The organism is Burkholderia cepacia, from assembly GCF_001718835.1.
GTDB classification, from domain to species: Bacteria; Pseudomonadota; Gammaproteobacteria; order Burkholderiales; family Burkholderiaceae; genus Burkholderia; species Burkholderia cepacia_F.
Map to the genome: position 1 here is coordinate 3,453,225 of NZ_CP013443.1, position 22,678 is coordinate 3,475,902.

16 protein-coding genes are annotated in these 22,678 nt (G+C 69.4%); 12 read left to right on the top strand and 4 right to left on the bottom strand.

What is annotated here, in order from left to right:
- Positions 1-22 precede the first annotated feature (22 nt).
- The 9 genes from can (at position 23) to bioB (ending at position 9,394) form a co-directional block, all read left to right on the top strand.
- Positions 23-790, top strand: a complete 768-nt coding sequence (can, locus tag WT26_RS19145; protein ID WP_069273539.1) for a carbonate dehydratase — start codon at positions 23-25, stop codon at positions 788-790.
- 37 nt (positions 791-827) lie between these two features.
- The gene (locus WT26_RS19150) at positions 828-2,033 is read left to right on the top strand and encodes an acetyl-CoA C-acetyltransferase (RefSeq protein ID WP_060227565.1); all 1,206 of its coding nucleotides are present in this window, start codon (positions 828-830) and stop codon (positions 2,031-2,033) included.
- A gap of 32 nt (positions 2,034-2,065) precedes the next feature.
- Positions 2,066-2,743 (top strand): SDR family oxidoreductase, encoded by a 678-nt coding sequence (locus WT26_RS19155; RefSeq protein ID WP_069273540.1) that lies wholly within the window; start codon positions 2,066-2,068, stop codon positions 2,741-2,743.
- Positions 2,744-2,779: 36 nt separating this feature from the next.
- The gene (locus WT26_RS19160; RefSeq protein WP_059521196.1) at positions 2,780-3,217 is read left to right on the top strand and encodes a YchJ family protein; all 438 of its coding nucleotides are present in this window, start codon (positions 2,780-2,782) and stop codon (positions 3,215-3,217) included.
- 106 nt (positions 3,218-3,323) lie between these two features.
- A complete protein-coding gene (locus WT26_RS19165; RefSeq protein ID WP_069273541.1) occupies positions 3,324-4,601 on the top strand; it encodes a dienelactone hydrolase family protein in 1,278 nt (425 codons plus the stop codon).
- 426 nt (positions 4,602-5,027) lie between these two features.
- Positions 5,028-6,374 (top strand): adenosylmethionine--8-amino-7-oxononanoate transaminase, encoded by a 1,347-nt coding sequence (gene bioA, locus WT26_RS19170; RefSeq protein WP_059900701.1) that lies wholly within the window; start codon positions 5,028-5,030, stop codon positions 6,372-6,374.
- Positions 6,371-7,597 (top strand): 8-amino-7-oxononanoate synthase, encoded by a 1,227-nt coding sequence (gene bioF, locus WT26_RS19175; protein WP_059521193.1) that lies wholly within the window; start codon positions 6,371-6,373, stop codon positions 7,595-7,597. The genes bioA and bioF overlap by 4 nt, the downstream gene beginning before the upstream one ends.
- Entirely contained in the window at positions 7,594-8,313 is a 720-nt protein-coding gene (gene bioD / locus WT26_RS19180) for a dethiobiotin synthase (RefSeq protein WP_069273542.1), read from the top strand. The genes bioF and bioD overlap by 4 nt, the downstream gene beginning before the upstream one ends.
- A 55-nt stretch (positions 8,314-8,368) precedes the next feature.
- Positions 8,369-9,394: a biotin synthase BioB gene (gene bioB / locus WT26_RS19185; RefSeq protein WP_069273543.1), complete on the top strand. Its 1,026-nt coding sequence runs from the start codon at positions 8,369-8,371 to the stop codon at positions 9,392-9,394.
- A gap of 75 nt (positions 9,395-9,469) precedes the next feature.
- On the opposite strand, the gene WT26_RS19190 is transcribed toward bioB, so the two are convergent.
- Complete coding sequence (locus WT26_RS19190; protein ID WP_069273544.1) at positions 9,470-10,198, bottom strand: copper homeostasis protein CutC; 729 nt, start codon at positions 10,196-10,198, stop codon at positions 9,470-9,472.
- Between the two features lie 151 nt (positions 10,199-10,349).
- Positions 10,350-11,636, bottom strand: coding sequence for an EAL domain-containing protein (locus tag WT26_RS19195; protein WP_069273545.1), 1,287 nt, complete (start codon positions 11,634-11,636; stop codon positions 10,350-10,352).
- 305 nt (positions 11,637-11,941) lie between these two features.
- Between WT26_RS19195 and WT26_RS19200 the strand changes: the two genes are divergently transcribed.
- Positions 11,942-13,609: a Na+/H+ antiporter gene (locus tag WT26_RS19200; RefSeq protein WP_059665491.1), complete on the top strand. Its 1,668-nt coding sequence runs from the start codon at positions 11,942-11,944 to the stop codon at positions 13,607-13,609.
- A gap of 92 nt (positions 13,610-13,701) precedes the next feature.
- On the opposite strand, the gene WT26_RS19205 is transcribed toward WT26_RS19200, so the two are convergent.
- Together WT26_RS19205 and WT26_RS19210 are read right to left on the bottom strand one after the other, a co-directional pair.
- Entirely contained in the window at positions 13,702-17,274 is a 3,573-nt protein-coding gene (locus WT26_RS19205; RefSeq protein ID WP_069273546.1) for an indolepyruvate ferredoxin oxidoreductase family protein, read from the bottom strand.
- Positions 17,275-17,500: 226 nt separating this feature from the next.
- Positions 17,501-19,009, bottom strand: coding sequence for a PLP-dependent aminotransferase family protein (locus WT26_RS19210; protein ID WP_069270581.1), 1,509 nt, complete (start codon positions 19,007-19,009; stop codon positions 17,501-17,503).
- Between the two features lie 101 nt (positions 19,010-19,110).
- Here WT26_RS19210 and WT26_RS19215 point away from each other — a divergent pair, with 101 nt between their 5' ends.
- Positions 19,111-20,535 carry an MFS transporter gene (locus WT26_RS19215; RefSeq protein WP_069270582.1) on the top strand — a complete coding sequence of 475 codons (1,425 nt, stop codon included), beginning with the start codon at positions 19,111-19,113 and terminating at the stop codon, positions 20,533-20,535.
- Between the two features lie 1,522 nt (positions 20,536-22,057).
- Positions 22,058-22,672, top strand: coding sequence for a glutathione S-transferase family protein (locus WT26_RS19220; RefSeq protein ID WP_069273809.1), 615 nt, complete (start codon positions 22,058-22,060; stop codon positions 22,670-22,672).
- The last annotated feature ends 6 nt before the right edge of the window (positions 22,673-22,678 follow it).

Consider the following 22,678-nt stretch of genomic DNA (forward strand, 5'->3'; position numbering starts at 1 on the left):
CCGCACCCGGAAACCCGAACTGATGAATACCAACGACCACCCGCTTTCGCACCTGTTCGACAACAACGACGCGTGGGTCAAACGCAAGCTCGAAGACGATCCGCAGTTCTTTGCGCGCCTCGCCGACCAGCAGGCGCCGGAATACCTGTGGATCGGCTGCTCGGATTCGCGCGTGCCCGCGAACCAGATCATCGGCCTGCCGCCGGGCGAAGTGTTCGTCCATCGCAACATCGCGAACGTGGTCGTGCACAGCGACCTGAACTGCCTGTCGGTGATCCAGTTCGCGGTCGACATCCTGCGCGTGAAGCACATCATGGTCGTCGGCCACTACGGCTGCTCGGGCGTGAACGCGGCGCTGCTCAACCGCCGCGTCGGCCTCGCCGACAACTGGCTGCATCACGTGCAGGACGTGCGCGAGCGCCACGCGGCGCTGCTCGACGAATGGCCGGTGGGCGAAGCGCGCTATCGCCGCCTGATCGAGCTGAACGCGATCGAGCAGGTCGTCAACGTCTGCCGCACGACGATCGTCAACGATGCGTGGGCACGCGGCCAGTCGCTCACCGTGCACGGGCTCGTGTACGGCGTGCACGACGGCCGGATGCGCAACCTCGGGATGGCCGTGTCGAGCGCCGACGCGCTCGACGGCACCTACCGGCGCGCGGTGGCCGCGCTGGGCGCGCGCGGCGACCACGCACGCGGCAACGACATGGTCGCGGCCGATGCGGCGCAGCTCACTGAAGTCGCGCAGTCCGTCGCGGATACGTTGAAGCCTTGCACGGGAACGGACTAAGGGCCCAGGCGCTCACCCGGTCCAACGGGAGACGAACATGTCAGCTATCGATCACGACGATCCGATCGTCATCGCATCCGCGGCGCGCACGCCGATCGGCGGATTCCAGGGCGACTTCGCGTCGCTCGCCGCGCCGCAGCTCGGCAGCGCCGCGATCGGCGCGGCGCTCGCGCGCGCCGGCCTCGCCCCGGACCGGATCGACGAAGTGCTGATGGGCTGCGTGCTGCCCGCAGGCCAGGGCCAGGCGCCCGCGCGCCAGGCGGCGCTCGGCGCGGGCCTGCCGCTCGCGACCGGCTGCACGACGATCAACAAGATGTGCGGCTCGGGGATGCGCGCGGCGATGTTCGCGCACGACATGCTCGCCGCCGGCTCGGCCGACGTGATCGTCGCGGGCGGCATGGAAAGCATGACCAACGCGCCGTACCTGCTGCCGAAGGCGCGCGGCGGGCTGCGCATGGGCCACGGCCAGGTGCTCGACCACATGTTCCTCGACGGCCTCGAGGACGCGTACGACAAAGGCCGCCTGATGGGCACGTTCGCCGACGAATGCGCGGCCGAGTACGCGTTTTCGCGCGACGCGCAGGACGCGTTCGCGATCGAGTCGCTCGCGCGCGCGAAGCGCGCGAACGAGGACGGCTCGTTCGACTGGGAAATCGCGCCCGTGACGGCGGCCGGCAGGAAGGGCGGGACGGACGACAGGGTCGTGTCGCGCGACGAGCAGCCGTTCAAGGCCGATCCGTCGAAGATCCCGCTGCTGAAGCCCGCGTTCGGCAAGACCGGCACCGTCACCGCCGCGAACGCGTCGTCGATCTCCGACGGCGCGGCCGCGCTCGTGATGATGCGCGCGTCCACCGCCGCGCGGCTCGGCGTCGCGCCGCTCGCGCGCGTGGTCGGCCACGCGACGTTCGCGCAGGCGCCGGCGAAGTTCACGACCGCGCCGGTCGGCGCGATCCGCCGCCTGTTCGAGCGCAACGGCTGGCGCGCAGCGGACGTCGACCTGTACGAGATCAACGAGGCATTCGCGGTCGTCGCGATGGCGGCGATGAAGGAGCACGGCCTCGCGCACGACCGCGTCAACGTGAACGGCGGCGCCTGCGCGCTCGGCCACCCGATCGGCGCGTCCGGCGCGCGCATCCTCGTCACGCTGATCGGCGCGCTGCGCGCGCGCGGCGGCAGGCGCGGCGTCGCGAGCCTGTGCATCGGCGGCGGCGAGGCGACCGCGATGGGCATCGAACTCCTCTGACCAAACGGCACCACTGCCAAGGAGCGGCGCATATGAAAACCGCATTGATCGTCGGCGCATCGCGCGGCCTCGGCCGCGAATTCGTCCGGCAATACCGGCGCGACGGCTGGAACGTGATCGCCACCGCGCGCGACGACGCGTCGCTCGACGCGCTGCGCGCGCTCGGCGCGCACGCGCATGCGCTCGACATCACGCAACCCGAGCAGATCGCGGCGCTCGGCTGGAAGCTCGACGGCGAGCGGCTCGATGCGGCCGTGCTGGTGTCGGGCGTCTACGGGCCGCGCACCGAGGGCGTCGAGACGATCACCGCCGAGGATTTCGACGCGGTGATGCATACGAACGTGCGCGGGCCGATGCAGCTGCTGCCGATCCTGCTGCCGCCTGTCGAGGACGCACGCGGCGTACTCGCCGTCGTGTCGAGCCGGATGGGCAGCATCGCCGAGGCGACCGGCACGACCGGCTGGCTGTACCGCGCGAGCAAGGCCGCGCTGAACGACGTGCTGCGCATCGCGTCGCTGCAGACGCGCCACGCCGCGTGCATCTCGCTCCATCCCGGCTGGGTGCGCACCGACATGGGCGGCGCGCAGGCCGCGATCGATCCGGAAACCAGCGTGACCGGCATGCGCCGCGTGATCGCCGAATCCGCCGCGGACGTGTCGCAGGCCAACGGCCGTTTCTTCCAGTACGACGGCATCGAGCTGGCCTGGTAACCGATGCCAACCTCACGTCGTTAATTCCCGTTACGCATGATTCTGAACCGACCTGACGCGTGCCCGTGCGGCGGCGCGTCCCCCGCTCCCGCCGGCAAGGCGCCGGCGCCCCGCTACGCGGCCTGCTGCGGCCGCTTCATCGACGGCGGCGAAGCCGCGCCGAGCGCACTCGAGTTGATGCGTTCGCGGTACAGCGCGTACGTGCTCGGCGCGACCGACTACCTGCGCGCGACGTGGGCCGCGCGCACCTGCCCGCCCGATCTCGACACCGACCCCGAAGCGCCCGACGCGCCGCGCTGGCTCGGCCTTGCGGTCAAGCGCCATGCGCCGCTCGACGAACGGCACGCGGAGGTCGAATTCGTGGCCCGCTACAAGATCGGCGGACGCGCTCACCGGCTCCACGAGACGAGCCGTTTCGAGCGCGACGAGCACGGTTTCTGGCGTTACGTCGACGGCGAAGTAAGTGAACGTTGACAAATAGTTGCTGTGTCAGACGCCGGGTAATTCCCGCATTGCACAACCCGAATTTGTCGGGCTACGATGACCTCGAATTGGTCATGTTGCATGGCAGGGCTTACGAATGGCGTTCAGCAAAGTATTGGTGGGATGGATGGCGGCCTGCGCGCTGTCGGCCGCTCAGGCCGGTACGCTGCCGAACGCAAATACGGGGACGGGCGCCGGCGCCAGCGGATCGCTCGCCCATGCCGAACGCTTCGACTACGGCGATTCGAACCTGCCGCAGGTCGCCGCCGACCTGAACGAACAGATCCTCCGCATTCCGGCCGACGCATCGGGCACCGTCACGCTCGAGGCGACGCTCTTCAAGCCGAACGGCCCCGGCCCGTTCCCGCTCGTCGTCTTCAACCACGGCAAGAACACCGGCGATCTCCATCTGCAGCCGCGCAGCCGGCCGCTCGCGTTCGCGCGCGAATTCGTGCGCCGCGGCTATGCGGTGATCGCGCCGAACCGCCAGGGCTTCGCGGGCTCGGACGGCACGTACCAGCAGGAAGGCTGCAACGTCGGCAAGAACGGCCTCGCGCAGGCGGCCGACGTCGACGCGACGGTGCGCTACATGGCGCGCCAGCCGTATGTCGATGCGTCGCGCATCGTCGTCGCCGGCACGTCGCACGGCGGCCTCGTATCGGTCGCGTACGGCACCGAAGCCGCACCGGGCGTGCGCGGCATCATCAACTTCTCCGGCGGGCTGCGCCAGGACCTCTGCGACGGCTGGCAGCGCAACCTCGTCGACGCATTCGACCAGTACGGCGCGCACACGGCCGTGCGGTCGCTGTGGCTGTACGGCGACAACGATTCGGTGTGGACGCCCGGGCTCGTCGCGCAGATGCACGACGCGTACGTCTCGCACGGCACGCAGGCCCAGTTCATCGATTTCGGCCGCTACAAGGACGACGCGCACCGGCTGATCGTCGATCGCGACGGCGTGCCCGTGTGGTGGCCGGCGGTCAACGCGTTCCTCGCGCAGCTGAACCTGCCGACCTCGGTGCGCTACGCGGTCGCGAACCCGCACGAGCCGAAAGCGAGCGGCTATGCGTCGATCGACGCGGTCAACGCGGTGCCGTATGTCGACGAAGCCGGCCGTGAAGGCTATCGCCGCTTCCTGAACCAGCATCCGAGCCGCGCGTTCGCGGTGTCGTCGGAAGGCGCGTGGTCGTGGGCCGAAGGCGGTGACGACCCGATGGCGCTCGCGCTCGACAACTGCGCGAAGCAGGGCGCGGGCGCGTGCCGGCTGTATGCGGTCAACGACCGGGTCGTGTGGAACGCGAATGCGTCGCAGACCGCGGACAACGCCGAGCGCGACGACGACGCGCAAACCGCGCGCTCGCTCGCGGCGCGCTGATCGCGCGTTCGCCTGACCCACCCCATCCCCTGTTTCGCTTCCCGTTCGCTTGCGTGTCGACGCCGTCGCGCGTCGGCCTGTGCGCGCCTTCGCTCCCCGTTTTCCTGCGTATTGCCTGCATATTGCGGACCGACGGATCATGATTTTTTTCTACTGGGGGGCGTCACTCGGACGTCGTCATCTGCACGCATTTCGGGGCTTCTGAGCCGTACCGTCCCGAGCCGCCCTGATCTGCGCCGAACTCCCGCCCGGCAAGGCTTTGCGGGGTTTGTAACCGCTAGTGCAACGTCCCGCGGAACACGCTAATCTCAGCGCGTTTTTCGTGTTTTGCATGCCGCCCTGACGGCTTGCATGGCCGTCATCCGATACCGGCCGCAACGCGTCCCGCACGACGCCGCGCGCCGCCTGTTTTTCACCGGAGCCGCCTTGAGTACGCCAGCCACCGACGACTGGGTCGCGCGCAGCCTGCGCGCGGTCTGGCATCCCTGCACCCAGATGAAGCACCACGAGCGCCTGCCGCTCATCCCCGTCGCGCGTGGCGCGGGCGTGTGGCTGTACGACCGTGACGGCCACCGCTATTTCGACGCGATCAGCTCGTGGTGGGTCAACCTGTTCGGCCATGCGAACCCGGACATCAACGCGGCGCTGAAGGACCAGCTCGACACGCTCGAGCACGCGATGCTCGCCGGCTGCACGCACGAGCCCGCGATCGAGCTCGCGGAGCGGCTGCACGCGCTCACCGCGCGCACGCTCGGCCATGCGTTCTTCGCGTCGGACGGCGCGTCGGCCGTCGAGATCGCGCTGAAGATGAGCTTCCACGCATGGCGCAACCGCGGCCGCGCGAACAAGCAGGAATTCGTCTGCGTAGCGAACAGCTACCACGGCGAAACGATCGGCGCGCTCGGCGTGACCGACGTCGCGCTGTTCAAGGACGCGTACGATCCGCTGATCCGCCATGCGCACGTCGTCGCGTCGCCCGACGCGCGCGGCGCGCTGCCGGGCGAAACGGCCGCCGACGTCGCGGGCCGCGCGCTCGCTGACGTGCGGCGCCTGTTCGTCGAACGCGGCGACCGGATCGCCGCGCTGATCGTCGAGCCGCTCGTGCAGTGCGCGGCCGGCATGGCGATGCACGATCCGTCGTACGTGCGCGGGCTGCGCGCGCTGTGCGACGAATTCGGCGTGCACCTGATCGCCGACGAGATCGCGGTCGGCTGCGGCCGCACCGGCACCTTCTTCGCGTGCGAGCAGGCCGGCGTCTGGCCCGATTTCCTGTGCCTGTCGAAAGGCATCAGCGGCGGCTACCTGCCGCTGTCGCTCGTGCTGACGCGCGACGACGTGTTCGCCGCGTTCTACGACGACGACACGACGCGCGGCTTCCTGCACTCGCATTCGTACACGGGCAACCCGCTCGCGTGTCGCGCGGCGGTCGCGACGCTCGACCTGTTCGCACGCGACGACGTGCTCGCGGCGAATGCGCGCAAGTCGGCCACGCTGCGTGCCGCGCTCGCACCGCTCGACGCACATCCGCAGGTGCGCCACCTGCGCGAGCGCGGCACGCTGTTCGCGTTCGACGTCGCGCTCGACGGCGACGCGGCGCGCGGCTTCTCGCGACGCTTCTTCGAACGCGCGCTGGAACGCGAGCTGCTGCTGCGCCCGATCGGCACGACCGTGTACCTGATGCCGCCGTACGTGATGACCGACGACGACATCGCGTGGCTCGCGCAACGCACGCGCGACACGCTCGACGCCACGCTCGCGGAGATCGCACGATGACACACGCTCTGCTCGCCGCGCTGCAACGCGGCCTCGCCGACCTCGACGCCCAGGGGCTGCGCCGCGTGCGCCGCACCGCCGACACCGCATGCGATGCGCGCATGACCGTCGACGGCCGCGAGATCGTCGGCTTCGCCAGCAACGACTATCTCGGCCTCGCCGCGCATCCGGCACTCGTCGCCGCGTTCGCCGAAGGCGCGCAGCGCTACGGCTCCGGCAGCGGCGGCTCGCACCTGCTCGGCGGCCATTCGCGTGCGCACGCGACGCTCGAGGACGAACTCGCGGCCTTCTCGGGCGGCTTCTCCGATGCGCCGCGCGCGCTGTACTTCAGCACCGGCTACATGGCGAACCTCGCCGCGATGACGGCGCTCACCGGCAAGCAGGCAACCATCTTCTCCGACGCGCTGAACCACGCATCGCTGATCGACGGCATGCGGCTGTCGCGCGCGAACGTCCAGGTCTATCCGCATGCGGACACGGCCGCGCTCGCCGCGCTGCTCGACGCATCGGATGCCGAAACGAAGCTGATCGTCAGCGACACCGTGTTCAGCATGGACGGCGACATCGCGCCGCTCGCCGAGCTCGTCGCGCTGGCCGAGCGCCATGGTGCGTGGCTCGTCGTCGACGATGCACACGGCTTCGGCGTGCTCGGCCCGCAGGGCCGCGGCGCGCTCGCGGCCGCCGCGCTGCGTTCGCCGCATCTCGTGTACGTCGGCACGCTCGGCAAGGCCGCCGGCGTCGCGGGCGCATTCGTGATCGCGCACGAGACCGTGATCGAATGGATGATCCAGCGCGCGCGCAGCTACATCTTCACGACGGCCGCGCCGCCGGCCGTCGCGCACGCGGTATCGGCGAGCCTGAAGGTGATCGCGGGCGACGAAGGCGATGCGCGGCGCGCGCATCTCGCCGCGCTGATCGAACGCACGCGTGCGCTGCTGCGCAATACGCGCTGGCAGCCGGTCGATTCGCACACGGCCGTGCAGCCGCTCGTGATCGGCAGCAACGACGCGACGCTCGCGGCGATGCGCGCGCTCGACGCGCACGGCCTGTGGGTGCCCGCGATCCGGCCGCCGACGGTGCCCGTCGGCACGTCGCGGCTGCGCGTGTCGCTGTCGGCCGCGCATTCGTTCGACGATCTCGCGCGGCTCGAAGCCGCGCTGGTCGAAGCCAGCGAGGGCGCCGCAGCCTCCGTCGAGGCGGCCCCGCGGGAGGTCGCGGCATGACCGCCCCGCTCTCGCTTTTCGTCACGGGCACCGACACCGAAATCGGCAAGACCTTCGTGTCGGCCGCGATGCTGCACGGCTTCGCGCGGCACGGCCTGCGTGCAGCCGCGCTGAAACCCGTCGCGGCCGGCGCATACGAACGCGACGGCGTGTGGCGCAACGAGGATGCCGACCAGCTCGACGCGGCCGCGAACGTCGTGCTGCCGCCCACGCTGCGCACGCCGTTCCTGCTGAAGGCACCGGCCGCGCCGCATATCGTCGCCGCGCGGGAAGGCGTGACGCTCGACATCGACACGATCGTCGCGTGCCATCGCGAAGCGCTGACGCGCGCGGATGTCGTCGTCGTCGAAGGCGCCGGCGGCTTCCGCGTGCCGATGAACGATACGCAGGACATGGCCGATCTCGCGGTCGCGCTCGGCGTGCCGGTCGTGCTCGTGGTCGGCGTGCGGCTCGGCTGCATCAGCCATGCGCTGCTCACCGCCGACGCGATTCGCCAGCGCGGCCTCAAGCTCGCCGGCTGGGTCGCGAACCACGTCGACCCGGCGATGTCGTTCCCCGACGAGAACGTCGCGACGATGCGCGACTGGCTCGCCCGCGAGCACGGCGCGCCGCTGCTCGGCCGCATTCCGCACATGAGCCCGGCCGCCCCCGAATCCGCCGCGGCGATGCTCGACATCGCCGCGCTCGTCGAGTCGCTGCGCACCGCGCGGCATTGACCCGACAGAAACAGTTCCCCCGATCCCTCATCCCCGACCAGGACAGGAAAACGATATGACCCAAGCCCAGACCGCCGCCACCACCGTGCAACCCGACGCGATTCCCGTGGCCGCTCCGGCCTCGCAACGCTGGCGCGTCGCCGACGTCGTCGCGCTGTTCGAGCTGCCGTTCAACGACCTGATCTTCCGCGCGCAGCAGGTGCACCGCGAGCACTTCGACGCGAACGCGGTGCAGCTGTCGACGCTGCTGTCGATCAAGACGGGCGGCTGCGAGGAAGATTGCGGCTACTGCTCGCAGTCGTCGCACCACGACACGGGCCTGAAGGCCGAGAAGCTGATGGACGTCGACGCGGTGCTGGATGCCGCGCGCGCGGCGAAGGCGAACGGCGCGAGCCGCTTCTGCATGGGCGCCGCATGGCGCAACCCGAAGGAGCGCCACATGCCGGCGCTGACCGAGATGGTGCGCGGCGTGAAGGAACTCGGCCTCGAGACCTGCATGACGCTCGGCATGCTGGAAGACGAGCAGGCGCAGGAACTCGCGAACGCGGGCCTCGACTACTACAACCACAACCTCGACACGTCGCCGGAGTTCTACGGCCAGGTGATCTCGACGCGCACCTACCAGGATCGCCTCGACACGCTCGACCGTGTGCGCGACGCCGGCATCAACGTGTGCTGCGGCGGCATCATCGGGATGGGCGAATCGCGCCGCGAACGCGCGGGCCTGATCTCGCAGCTCGCGAACCTGAACCCGTATCCGGATTCGGTGCCGATCAACAACCTCGTCGCGATCGAAGGCACGCCGCTCGAAGGCACCGCGCCGCTCGACCCGTTCGAATTCGTGCGCACGATCGCGGTCGCGCGGATCACGATGCCGAAGGCCGTCGTGCGCCTGTCGGCCGGCCGCGAGCAGCTCGACGACGGCCTGCAGGCGATGTGCTTCCTCGCCGGCGCGAACTCGATGTTCTACGGCGACCAGCTGCTGACGACGAGCAACCCGCAGTCGCAGAAGGATCGTGCGCTGTTCGAGCGCCTCGGCATCCGCGCGAGCGACGCGGACGCGCTTGGTACGGACGCTTGATGGACGCTTAATGGACAAGTAAGCGGCGAGCGCCGCGCAATGCGGAAGCCGGGGCATGCCCCGGCTTCTTTTCGTTCAGCGCGCGGATTGCACGCTCCCGTCCAGCACCGCGCGCACCTTCGCGATCAGCCGTTCGTCGACCGGTGCCAGCACCTCGCCGCGCGGCCGCACGCCCGAGCCGAAATGCACCGCGCGCACGCCGGTGGCGCGGACGAAATCGCCGACCGCATCGACCGTGAGCCCCGAACCGGCCAGCACCGTGCACGATGACCCCTCGGCGCGCCGCACCAGCCGCGTGATCGTCGCGACCGCGTCGAGCACCGACGGATGGCCGCCCGACGTCAGCACCGACGTGACGGCCGGCACGCGCAGCAGCGCGTCGAACGCGGCGTTGAGATCGCGCGACACGTCGAACGCGCGGTGGAACGTCAGCGCGCGGCCGTCCGCCGCGGCCGCGATGCGGGCCAGCGCGTCGAGATCGACGTCGCCGCGCGCGTCGAGCGCGCCGAACACGACGCCGTTCGCACCGGCCGCGACGGCCGCGCGTACGTCGCGCTCGATCACGCGCAGGTCGTCGGCGTCGTAGACGAACGACCGGCTGTGCGGCCGCACGATCACGTTGACGGGAATCGGCACGGCGGCCACGACGGCTTCGACCAGGCCGACGCTCGGCGTCAGCCCGCCTTCGGTGATCGCGGTCACGAGTTCGAGGCGGTCGGCGCCCGCGCGGGCGGCGGCCTTCGCGTCGCCGACGGTCGTGGCGATCACTTCGAGGAGGATGGAAGAAGCGGCGTTTCGGCTCATGGGCGGCCCGCGAATCGTCAGGACAATTCGCGCATCCTAGCCGAGCGGCGCGACCGCCGCCAGTTCACCGGGCACGCCGCTCGGCAACGCGTGCGCGGGCGGCCGCGACGCAATCACGCGTCACGGGACAGCCCGCGCGGAGCGCAACGCCCTACCCTGCGGCGGCCTCGTCATCCCCCCAGTCGATATCGCCGCACAGCACGCGCTGCGTATCGCCGACGCGCACGGCCACCGACAGCGTCACGCACGGCTGCGCCTCGTTGATCGACAGGTACGGCCGCGTGACCTGCACGCGCCCCGGCTCGGCGATCGCCGAGCGGAAATACGGCCGGCGCAGCCAGTTCGCGCCCTGGGCGTCCGCCAGCGGCGAGAAGCGCGCCTCGGCGAGCGCGCGGTCGGCGCGCAGCACGACGTTGCGGCCCGACTGGCGGCCGTGCGCGTCGAGCAGGAAGCAGCGCGCGGCCGCGTCGAGCGCGAGGAAGTTCCAGCACACCTCGTCGAGCGGCTCGCCGGCCGCGAGACGCTCGGCCGCGCGTTCGAACGCGCGCAGGTACGGCGCGAGCCGCTGCGCATCGCGCCGCTCGCGCGCCTCGGTCTGCTGGCGAAAACGCTCGGTCAGCTCGCCGATGCAGCCCGTCGCGGCCGCGCTGTCGGGCAGCCCCGGCGCCGGCCGGCCGAAGTAGTAGCCCTGCACGAAATCGGCCTCGCACGACAGCGCGATCTGCGCCTCGTGCTCGGTCTCGATCCCCTCGACGAGCACCAGCTTGCCGGCCTCGTGCAGCAGCGTCACGAGCCCGTGCAGGATCGCGGTGAGCCCCGTGCGGTGCGCCGCGTGCGACAGCATGATCCGGTCGAGCTTCACGATGTCCGGGTTCAGCTGCCAGATCCGCTCGAGATTCGAGTGACCCGCGCCGAAATCGTCGAGCGCGATCAGGAAGCCATGCGTGCGGAATTCGCGCACGGCCTCGGCCAGCCGCTCGACGTCCTCCGCGCGCTGTTCGAGCACTTCGAGCACGATGCGCCGCGGCGGCATGCCGAGCCGCTTCAGGTTCGCGAGCAGCGCGGCCGCCTGGAACGGGTCGGTAAGCACGCCCGGATGCACGTTGAGGAACAGCCACTCGCGCTCGGCGCCGAGCAGCGCGAAGTTCTCGAGATGCAGCGCCTGCGCGAGCCGGTCGAGCTGCAGCAGTTCGCCCTGGCGCGCGGCTTCGCCGAACACGTCGAGCGGCGACACCGCGCGGTCGAGCGCATCGTGCGCGCGCAGCAGCGCCTCGTAGCCCACCGCACGCTGGTGCGACAGGCTGAAAATCGGCTGGAACACGGTCGTGAGCGTCAGGTCGCGGTGCTGCGTCGCCAGACGTTCGAGGCCGGAACTCACCTCCCGCTCGAACCGGTACGGCGACGCGGCGGCCGGACGCTCCTGTTGCACGATCGTCATACCCCCTTCCTCCTGATGCTGGCGAACGCGGCGGCGGGCGAACTGGACGGCGCGTGGGATGTCCTGCGAGTTGTCATGAATAAGCCCTCGGATTGCCGGTTGTTGTCGCTTGTCGGCAAGCATCAAGCAAGCTTCGTGCGCACGCCGCGCCGGCCCGCCGCGCACGCCCGCGCGAGCGGCGCACCGCCGTGGCGCATGCCGATCGCACCATTTCGGTGCGCGCGCACCGGCGCACTCGAACGCAGGCGTCCGGGCGGCACGCTACACTCCGTACGATCGTTTCATTCCCCGTATTCGCCGTATCGATGGAAATCGTCTTCACCGTCCTGATCCTGCTGCTGACCGTCGCGCTGTCCGGCGCCGTCACGCGCATCCTGCCGTTCCAACTGCCGTTGCCGCTGATGCAGATCGCCTTCGGCGCGATGCTCGCGTGGCCGAAGCTGAACCTGCACGTCACGTTCGATCCCGAAATCTTCATGCTGCTGTTCATTCCGCCGCTGCTGTTCGCGGACGGCTGGCGGATTCCGAAGCGCGAGCTGTACCTGCAGCGCCGCGCGATCCTGATGCTCGCATTCGGGCTCGTGTTCATGACGGTACTCGCAGTGGGCTACTTCGCGCACTGGCTGATACCCGAGTTGCCGCTGCCGATCGCGTTCGCGCTCGCGGCCGTGCTGTCGCCCACCGACGCGGTCGCGCTGTCGGGCATCGCAGGAAAGGGCCGGATCCCGCCGCAGCTGATGCACATCCTCGAGGGCGAGGCGCTGATGAACGACGCGTCGGGCCTCGTCGCACTGAAATTCGCGATCGCGGCCGCGCTGACGGGCATGTTCTCGCTGCGGGCCGCGTCGGTCACGTTCGTGATCGTCGCGGCCGGCGGGCTCGCGACGGGCGCGCTCGTGTCGTGGACGTTCAGCGCGCTGTCGACGCGCTTCCTGAACGCCGAGCAGGAAGGCGATCCGGCCCCCGGCATCGTGATGACGCTGCTCGTGCCGTTCGCGGCCTACCTGTTCGCCGAGCACCTCGACCTGTCGGGCGTGCTGGCGGCCGTGTCGGCCGGGATGATGATGAATTACACGAGCTTCTCGCGCAAAAGCACCGTCGCATCGCGCGTGCGCGCCGAAAGCACGTGGGCGATGATCGAGTTCGTGTTCAACGGCATGGTGTTCATCATGCTCGGGCTGCAGTTGCCGCACATCATCGGCCGCACGCTCGTCGACGCGCACCACACGAGCGACGCGCTCGTCGGCCGGATGATCTTCAACGTCTGCGCGATGATGCTCGCGCTGTATGCGATCCGCTTCCTGTGGGTCTGGCTGCTGCGCTGGTTCGCGAGCCGTCGCGCCGCGCGCCAGGGCCTCGCCGGCACGATGGCCGGCATCCGCACGATCGCGGTGATGACGGTCGGCGGCGTGCGCGGCGCGGTCACGCTCGCCGGCGTGCTGTCGATTCCGGTCGCGCTGTCCGACGGCGTGCCGCTGCCGGGCCGCGACACGGCGATCTTCATCGCGTCGGCGGTGATCCTCGGCTCGCTCGTCGTCGCGGTGATCGGCCTGCCGCTGCTGCTGCGCGGCGTGCGTTCGTCGCGCAGCCCGCTCGGCGACGAGGAGCGCGCCGCGCGCGCGGCCGCCGCGCAGGCCGCGATCCGCGCGATCGACTCGTCGCACGACGCGATCTCGGCCGATCTCGACGAATCGGGCGCCGCGCGCTGCGCGGATATCTCCGCACGCGTGATGGACCAGTACCGCCGCCGCCTCGCGACGCTCGCCGAGGACGGCCCCACGCCGCGCGCCGAAGCGAAGCAGGCCGAAACGATGGAACTGCAGATGCGGATCGCGGCCGTACGCGCGGAACGCACCGCGCTGTACCGGCTGCGCAGCGACAGCAAGATTTCCGACGAAACGCTGACGAAGCTGCTGCGCGAGATCGACCTGTCGGAAACCGCGCTGTCGACGCGCAAGAAAGGCATACTCTGACGGGCCGGGCGCCGCTGCCGGTGCGCAGCGGCCGCTCATGAAAAAACGGCGACGCACCAGCGTCGCCGTTTTCACATCCGCCCGCGTGCGCGTTACTTCGCGACGACGACCGGAATCCCCTTCAGCATGCCCGCGCCCTTCATCTCGTCGAGCGCGTGCTGCACGGCCGCGCTCGTCGCCGCGTCGATGCCGAGCTGCAGCGCGAGCTCGCGCTCCGCGCGCTTCACGCCGGCCAGGTTGCGCACCTTCACGTGACCGAAGCCGCGCACGCGGGCATGCAGGTCGGCCAGTTGCGCGACCTGTGCCGCATTGCCGGCCGTCATCGCGGCGAGCGCCCGTGCGAGCGTCGTCTCGTAGTCGTCGGCAAGCGCGCGCTCCATCCTGCGCTCGACGGTGCGGCCGAACGGGTCGAGCCACGTGCCGCGCAGGCTGCGCACGCGCGCCAGCACGCCGAGCACCGGCCACATCCACTGGCCGAACACGCGCTTCTTCGGCACGCTGCCGTCGCTGCCGGCCTTCGCGACCGTCGGCGGCGCGAGGTTGAACTTCACGCGATAGGCCTGCCCCGGCACGCCTTCGAACTGCGCTTCGAGCGCCGTGCGGAACGCGTCGTCCGTGTACAGCCGCGCGACCTCGTATTCGTCCTTCACCGCGAGCAGCCGGTAGAACGTCGTCGCGACCGCGCGCGTGAGCGCGTCGTCGCCCTTCGCACGCGCCGCGCTCACCAGCGCACGGTAGCGCTCGACGTAACGCGCGCCGCCGTATGCGTCGAGGCGCGCTTCGCGATCGGCGATCAGCTCGGCAAGCGTCTCGGGCGCGGCATGCGCGGCCACCGTGTGGCGCGCGTTCCACAACGCATCGAGGCCCGCCGCGTCGCCGGCCGCCATCCGGCCGATCGAGAACGCGAGCTTGTTCATCGGCACCGCGACGTTGTTCAGCTCGATCGCGCGCATCATCGCCGCGAGCGACACCGGCACGAGGCCGAGCTGCCATGCATAACCGAGCATCAGGATGTTCGCGCCGATCGAGTCGCCGAGGAACTTCGCGGCGAGCGCCTGCGCATCGCAGCTCGACAGGTAGCCGTCGCCGGCCGCGTGACGCATCTTCTCGAGCAGCGCGTCCGCATGCAGGTTCGCGTCCGGGTTCTGCACGAACGATGCGTTCGGGATCCGGTGCGTGTTGACGACGATCCGCGAACGCTCGTGACGCACCGTCTGCAGCGCCTCGGCGCTCGCGCCGACGACCATGTCGCACGCGAGCAGCACGTCGGCCTGCTGCGTGTCGATGCGCACCTGGTTCAGCCATCGGTCGCTCGACGCGATCCGCACGAACGACAGCACCGAGCCGCCCTTCTGCGCGAAGCCCATGAAGTCGAGCACCGACGCGCTCTTGCCTTCGAGGTGCGCGGCCATGCTGATCAGCGCGCCGACCGTCACGACGCCCGTGCCGCCGACGCCCGTCACGAGCATGTCGAACGGCGCCGCGTCGAGATGCGTCGCGGGCACCGGCAGCGCATCGACGCGCGCGGCGAGCGCGGCTTCGTCGAAGGCGGCGCCGGCGGCCTTCTTCAGCGCCGCGCCTTCGACCGTCACGAAGCTCGGGCAGAAGCCGTTTACGCACGAATAATCCTTGTTGCACGACGACTGGTCGATGCGGCGCTTGCGGCCGAGCGGCGTTTCGAGCGGCTCGACCGACAGGCAGTTCGACTGCACGCCGCAATCGCCGCAGCCTTCGCACACCGCGTCGTTGATGAACAGGCGCTTGTCCGGGTCGGGGAATTCGCCCTTCTTGCGGCGGCGACGCTTCTCGGCCGCGCAGGTCTGGTCGTAGATCAGCACGGTGACGCCCGGCGTCTCGCGCAGTTCGCGCTGCACCGTGTCGAGTTCGCTGCGGTGATGGAACGTCGTGCCTTTCGGGAACAGCCCGTGGTGACCGTCGTACTTCTCCGGTTCGTCGGACACGACGACGAAGCGCGACACGCCTTCCGCCTCGACCTGCCGCGCGATCTGCGGCACCGAGATGCTGCCGTCGACCGGCTGGCCGCCCGTCATCGCGACCGCGTCGTTGTAGAGGATCTTGTACGTGATGTTCGCTTTCGCGGCGACCGCCTGGCGGATCGCGAGGATGCCCGAGTGGAAGTAGGTGCCGTCGCCGAGGTTCTGGAACACGTGCTTCGTGTTGGTGAACATCGCGTGCGCGGCCCAGTCGACGCCCTCGCCGCCCATCTGGATCAGCCCCGTCGTATCGCGCTCCATCCACGACGCCATGAAATGGCAGCCGATGCCGGCCTGCGCGATCGAGCCTTCCGGCACCTTCGTCGACGTGTTGTGCGGGCAGCCCGAGCAGAAGTACGGCGTGCGCTTCACGGCATCCGCCTCGTTCGACAGGATCTGCGGCGCGACGAGATCGACGACGCGCTCGCGACGGTCGAGCGCCGGCTTGTGGCGCGCGAGCCATTCGGCGAACACGGGCAGGATGCGCGACGGACGCAGCTCGCCGAGATCGGACAGCAGGCAGGCGCCTTCGGCATCGTGCTTGCCGAGCACGCGCGGGCGCGCGCCCTCCGTACGGTTGTACAGATAGTCCTTGATCTGCTGCTCGATGACCGGGCCCTTCTCCTCGATCACGAGCACTTCGGCGAGCCCGTCGACGAAGGTCTCGATGCGCGTCATCTCGAGCGGGTACGACAGGCCGACCTTGTAGATCCGCACGCCGGCCGCGTCGAGGTCGGCCACCGTCAGGTCGAGGCGGCGCAGTGCTTCCATCAGGTCGAGGTGAGCCTTGCCGCAGGTCACGATGCCGACGTTCGCCTGCGCGCTCGGCGCGATCCACTTGTCGATGCTGTTCGCGCGCGCGAAATGGCGCACCGCGTCGAGCTTCGCGGCGAGGCGCGCTTCGATCGTCAGGCTCGGCAGGTCCGGCCAGCGGTTGTGCAGGCCGCCCGCCGGCGGCGTGAAGCCTTCAGGCGCCGGCCAGTGCGTCTGCAGCGCGTCGAGGTCGACGGTCGAACCCGACTCGACCGTTTCGGAAATCGCCTTGAAACCGACCCACGCGCCCGAGTAGCGCGACAGCGCCCAGCCGTACAGGCCGAATTCGAGCATGTCGGCGATGTTCGCCGGGTTCACGACCGGCATGTGCCACGCGATCATCGCGAAGTCGCTCTGGTGCGGCATCGACGACGACACGCAGCCATGGTCGTCGCCCGCGACGACCAGCACGCCGCCATGCGGCGACGAACCGTACGCGTTGCCGTGCTTCAGCGCGTCGCCCGCGCGATCGACGCCCGGGCCCTTGCCGTACCACATCGCATACACGCCCTCGACCGTGCGCTCGGGATCGGCCTCGACGCGCTGCGTGCCGAGCACGGCCGTGCCGCCGAGTTCCTCGTTGATCGCGGGCAGGAAGCGCACGCCGCCGGCGTCGAGCAGTTTCTTCGCCTTCCACAGCTGCTGGTCGACCATGCCGAGCGGCGAACCGCGATAGCCGCTGACGAAGCCGGCCGTGTCGAGCCCCTGCTCGGCATCGACCGTGCGCTGCATCAGCAGCAGGCGGACGAGCGCCTGCGTGCCGGTCAGGAAGATCCGGCCGCGCGTCGCGGTCAGGTTGTCGGTCAGGCGGTAGTCGGACAGGGCGGGCGTGCCGTCGACGGGCAAGCGGGCGGTCATGGGGACGTCTCCTGTTTCTGTTCTTTCACTGGCGCGGTCTTGAAACCGGTGCAATGCGGCCGCGCATCGCGGCCGTTCAATGCAGCTATTTTTCAGTGATGGAGGAAGAATTTTTTTTCTGATCTTTGCAGCCGACCGCCATCACGAGCAAAAACCACCATCGAATGGCACAAACAGGAGATAAATCTTGCGCAGCGTTCCGGTCGTACTGTCTGGCGTCGCGCCGTCAGGCCGCGATGGCGCGCCGCAGCCGCAGCACTGCGTCCCGCATGTTGCCCGGCAGCGTCGCGCCAAAACCGATCACGAGCCCGGCCTCGCCGCCGCCGCGGTAATGCGGCGACAGCGGCGGCGTCTGCAGCCCGAGCGCCGCTGCGGCTTCCCATACCGCGAGATCCGCGTCCGGCGCAGCCGCGCCACGCAGCTTCGCGACGAGATGCAGGCCGGCATCGGGCGCGCCTCCCCAATCGAGCACGTCCGCGCAGTGGCATTCGAGCGCGGTCAGCAGCGCATCCCGACGCTGCGCATAAAGCATCCGCATGCGGCGCAGGTGCGTCGCGAAATGCCCTTCGCCGATGAATTCCGCGAGCGTGACCTGCAACGGCGTCGGTGATTGCCGGTCAACCAGCGCGCGGGCGTGCGCAAAAGCCCCGGCGAGCCCCGGCGGCGCGATCAGGAAGCCGATCCTCAACCCGGGCGCGAGGACCTTCGCGAACGTGCCGACGTAGATCACGCGATTCGCGGCCGATTGCCGGCCGAGCGCGCGCAGCGGGTGCAGCGGCCGGCCGGCGTAGCGGTAGTCGCCGTCGCAATCGTCCTCGATGATCCAGGCGTCCGCACGCTCGGCCCAGTCCAGCAGCGCGAGCCGGCGCCGCAGGCTCATCGTCACGCCGAGCGGGTACTGATGCGACGGCGTAACCACCGCGAGGCGCGCGCCCCCGGCCAGCCGTGCACCGGCCTCGACGTCGAGGCCCTCCGCGTCGACCGGCACCGGCACCGCACGTGCGCCCGCGCTTTCGACCGCGCTGTGCCCCGCGACGAATCCCGGGTTCTCGATCCACACCGCATCGCCCGCGTCGATCAGCAGGCGCGCGGCCAGCTCGATCGCGTGCTGCGAGCCGGACGTGATCACGACGTCGTCAGCATCGCACGGCAGGCCGCGCGTCACGCCCAGATGTTCGGCGATCGCCTCGCGCAGCGGGCGGTATCCGGCCGGATCGGCGTAGCCGAGCTGGTCGGCGGTCGGCCGGCTGCGCCAGAAACGGGCGGATAGGCGGGTCCACGTGTCGTACGGAAACGCATCGAACGCGGGGGTGCCGGGCGCGAGCAGGCCCGGCCCGCGCGGCACCGGCGTGACCGGCAGCCCGGCCAGGCGGAGGCCCCGCTCGGACAGCGCCGGGTACGCTTCGCCGCGCGCCGCGGCAACGGACGGCCGCGCCGTGGCGGCGGGCGGCGCGAGATCCTCCGGCAACACGTCCGGCACGTAGATGCCGGAGCCGCGCTGCCCGCGCGCATAGCCCTCCGCGATGAGCCTGTCATACGCCAGCACGACGGTCTGCCTCGACACGCCCAGTTCGGCCGCGAACGATCGCGTCGACGGCAGGCGCGCGCCGGGACGCAGGTGGCCGCGCAGCACCGCCTCGCGCAGGTGACGGGCGATCTGCTCCTGAAGCGGCAGCGCCGCTGCGGGATCGACGGCGAAAGCGCCCCAGACGGGCGGTGTGGCGCGCTTGCTCATGGCCTGAAAGTGGATTGATCCAATTTTCGAAAGTGGGCTTAGATGATAGTGCCACCTGTTGCTATCGTGCAGATCATGTCATTCCTTTCCCGATTACGCGCATGACTATCGAAGCGTCTCCCCTGCGCCGCGGCCTCGCGCTCGCGTCGCTCTATACCGGCGTATTCCTGCCGCCGCTGGATTACTTCATCGTCAATCTAGCGCTGCCTGCGATTCACGTCGGCCTGAAAGCCAGCGACGCGCAGATCCAGCTCACGGTCTCCGCATACGCGCTCGCATATGCCGTCGTCTTGATCACCGGCGGGCGCCTCGGCGATCTGTACGGACGCCGGCGGATCTTCATGACCGGCATGGCAGCCTTCGTCGTTGCATCGGCGCTGTGCGGCATGGCGATGAGCGGCGAGGTGCTGGTCGCGAGCCGCGTCGTGCAGGGCATCAGCGCGGCGCTGATCACGCCGCAGGTCCTCGCGTCGATCCGCACCGTCTTTCCTGCGCAGATGCAGGCGCGCCTGATGGGCCTCTACGGGTTCGTGTTCGGGCTCGCGTCGGTGGCCGGACAAATCGGCGGCGGCGCGCTGATCGATCTGCATCCCTGGGGACTCGACTGGCGCGTGGTATTTCTCGTGAACGTGCCGATCGGCATGCTCGCGCTCGTGGGAACCTGGCGGTATCTGCCCGAGAGCCGCGCGGCGCGCGGCGCGCGCATCGACGTCCCGGGCATGGTCGCGCTGACGGTTGCGCTGATGCTGCTGATCTATCCGCTGACCGTCGGCCGCGAGCTGCACTGGCCCGCATGGACGTTCTGGAGTCTCGGCCTGTGCATACCAGCGTTCGTCGCGTTCATCCGGATCGAACGCCGGATCGCGCGGCAGGCGCGCGATCCGCTCGTCGACGTGGCGGTGTTGAGCCAGCCGGTCGTGGCAATCGGCTTGCTGCTCGCGTTCCTCTTCTACAGCATCGCCGCGTTCTTCCTCACCTATGGCATCTACCTGCAGGAGGGGCTCGGCTGGACCCCTCTGCTATCGGGCCTCGGCCTCGCTCCCTACGGCGCCGGCTATCTGCTCGGACCGCTCGCGACGCCATGGCTCGCCCGCCGCATCGGCGAGGGGCTGATGCCGCTCGGGTTCGGTTGCCTCGCCGGCGGCTTCGGGCTCTGCGCATCGCAACTGGGCCATGGCGCACCGGAACTGCCGTTTTACATCGGTCTCCTGATTGCCGGGACCGGACAAGGGTTGGCGCTGCCGTCGCTGCAGCGGATCGTGCTTGCGGACGTCGACGCGCGCCATGCCGGCATGACCGCCGGCGCGATCGTCGCGATGCTCTATATCGGCGCCGCGTTCGCGGCTGCCTGCATCGGCGGCGCGTTCTTCGGCGCGCTCGGCGAGGGCGGCGGCGCGACAGCGCACGCGTACGCGATGCGCATCGGCCTCGAATGGATGCTCGTGCCGCTCGTCGCGGGGTTCCTGGTTAGCGTCTGGATGGTGCGGCGTCGCGATCGGACGACGAGTGCCATGCGCGGCATCTGACACAGCGCGGGAGATGTCGGGGCGGGCTTGCCCGCGTGCGGCACGGCGGGGGCCGGCCGGGTGGAAGCGCGCGCCCTCACCGTTGGATTGCACAGCGTTTCGATTTGCCCGGCGAGGCGGATATCCACAATGGACATATGGCTCGACGCGCGTGATCGGGCGTTCACGCTCACCTTTGAAATGCACAGGGCTTCGAGTCGTTTCGGATATCCGCGCAACGCATTTGAACGGGTGCTCGTGCTCACCTGTAGAATCCACAGCCTTTCGAGTTGCGTCGGGGGGGATATCCACATCGGGGCTGGCGAGGCGTTCGATCGAGGGCTTGCCCTCACCTTTGGAATTCACAGCCTTGCGAGTCGATCTGGAGGCGGGATATCCACATCGGAGTTGGCGAAACGTTCGATCGAGGGATCACTCTCACCATTGAAATCCACAGCGTTTCGAGTCGCCTCGAAGGTCGGATATCCACATCGGGGTTGGCGACGCGTTCGATCGACGGCTCATCCTCACCGTTAGAATTCACAGCCTTGCGAGTCGCCTCGGGGGCAGGATATCCACATCGGGGTTGGCGAAGTGTTCGACCGAGGGCTCATCCTCACCGTTAAAATCCACAGCCTTTCGAGTGGCCTCGGAGGCCGGATATCCACATCGAGGCTGGCGAAACGGTCGATCGGGGCTCACTCTCACCGTTAAAATCCACAGCCTTTCGAGTGGCTTCGAAGGTCGGATATCCACATCAGGGTGGCGAAACGGTCGATAGAGGGCTCGCCCTCACCGTTAAAGTCCACAGCCTTTCGAGTCGCCTCGGAGGTCGGATATCCACATCGGGGGTGGCGAAACGGTCGATAGAGGGCTCGCCCTCACCGTTAAAATCCACAGCCTTTCGAGTCGCCTCGGAGGTCGGATATCCACATCGATGCCGGCGACGCGCTCGATCAGCGCTCTCACGCTCACCGTTGAAATACACAGGGCTTCGAGTCGTTTCTGGGTGGGGATATCCACAACGCGCGCGACAGCGTGACCGGCTGCGTCCGCTCGGTCGACTCGGCGCGTTCATCTGCGCGAGACGGTCTGGCGCCGCCCACACGGCCCGATACATCTGCCGACGGGCAATGCCCTCACCTTGAGGAAGCACAGTATTTCGAGTGGCTTCGTGGGGCGGTTGTCCACAACCGTTCGAACGCGCAACGTCGCACAAACTCACGCTCCTGTCCGGCCCGTTGGCCTCATGAAGCGCGCGTCGCTCATACAAGTGCCGCCCCTCCGCTTCGGCGCGTCGTTCGCGCTTGCGGGCCGTCGGCCGCCACCCGACAAGCTGCCGGCATGCACAGAATTTTTAACTAGTTATCCAATGACTAGTTATTCACATTTCCCTTGTTCTACCCGTCGCTCCATCGCCGGCTCTCGATGATCGCGCCTACCGCCTGCCTCTGGCCGGCCGCCCCTAGCCGGCCACCCCTGTCCGAACCTCCGGCGCTCGGGTACGCTTGACCGTCAACCGACACCGAAACGCGGAGACATGATGAAGCTCTACTACTGGCCGAAGACCCGGGCATTCCGGGCGTTGTGGATGCTCGAAGAACTCGGCGTGGTGTACGAACTCGTGCCGATCGACCTGCGCTCGCACGAACAGGGCAGCGACGCGTTCGTGCAGGTCAACCCGATGGCCAAGCTGCCCGCGCTCGACGACGGCAGCGTGCCGTTCGCCGAATCAGGCGCCGTGCTGCTCTATCTTGCCGACCGCTGCCCGGGTGCCGGGCTCGGCATCGCCCCCGACGATCCGCTGCGCGGCCGCTTTCTCCAATGGATGTTCTTCACGCCGACCTGCCTCGAACCGGCGATGGCCGAAAAATTCACCGGCGCGTCGGGCAATCCGGTCGCATTCGGCTGGGGCAACATCACGCGGGTGCAACGCGCACTCGCGCAAGCGCTCGCCCATGGCCCGTGGCTCGTCGGCGAGCGCTTCACCGCGGCCGACCTGCTGCTCGCCAGCACGCTGAAGATCGCATTCGACGCGCATCTGCTGCCGCACGAAGGCGTGCTCGGCGACTACGTCGCGCGCGCCGAGGACCGCGACGGATTCCGCCGCGCGGTCGCGATCGAACAGCGCGAAGCGGCGCGCCTGCTGCATCCCTGACGCGAA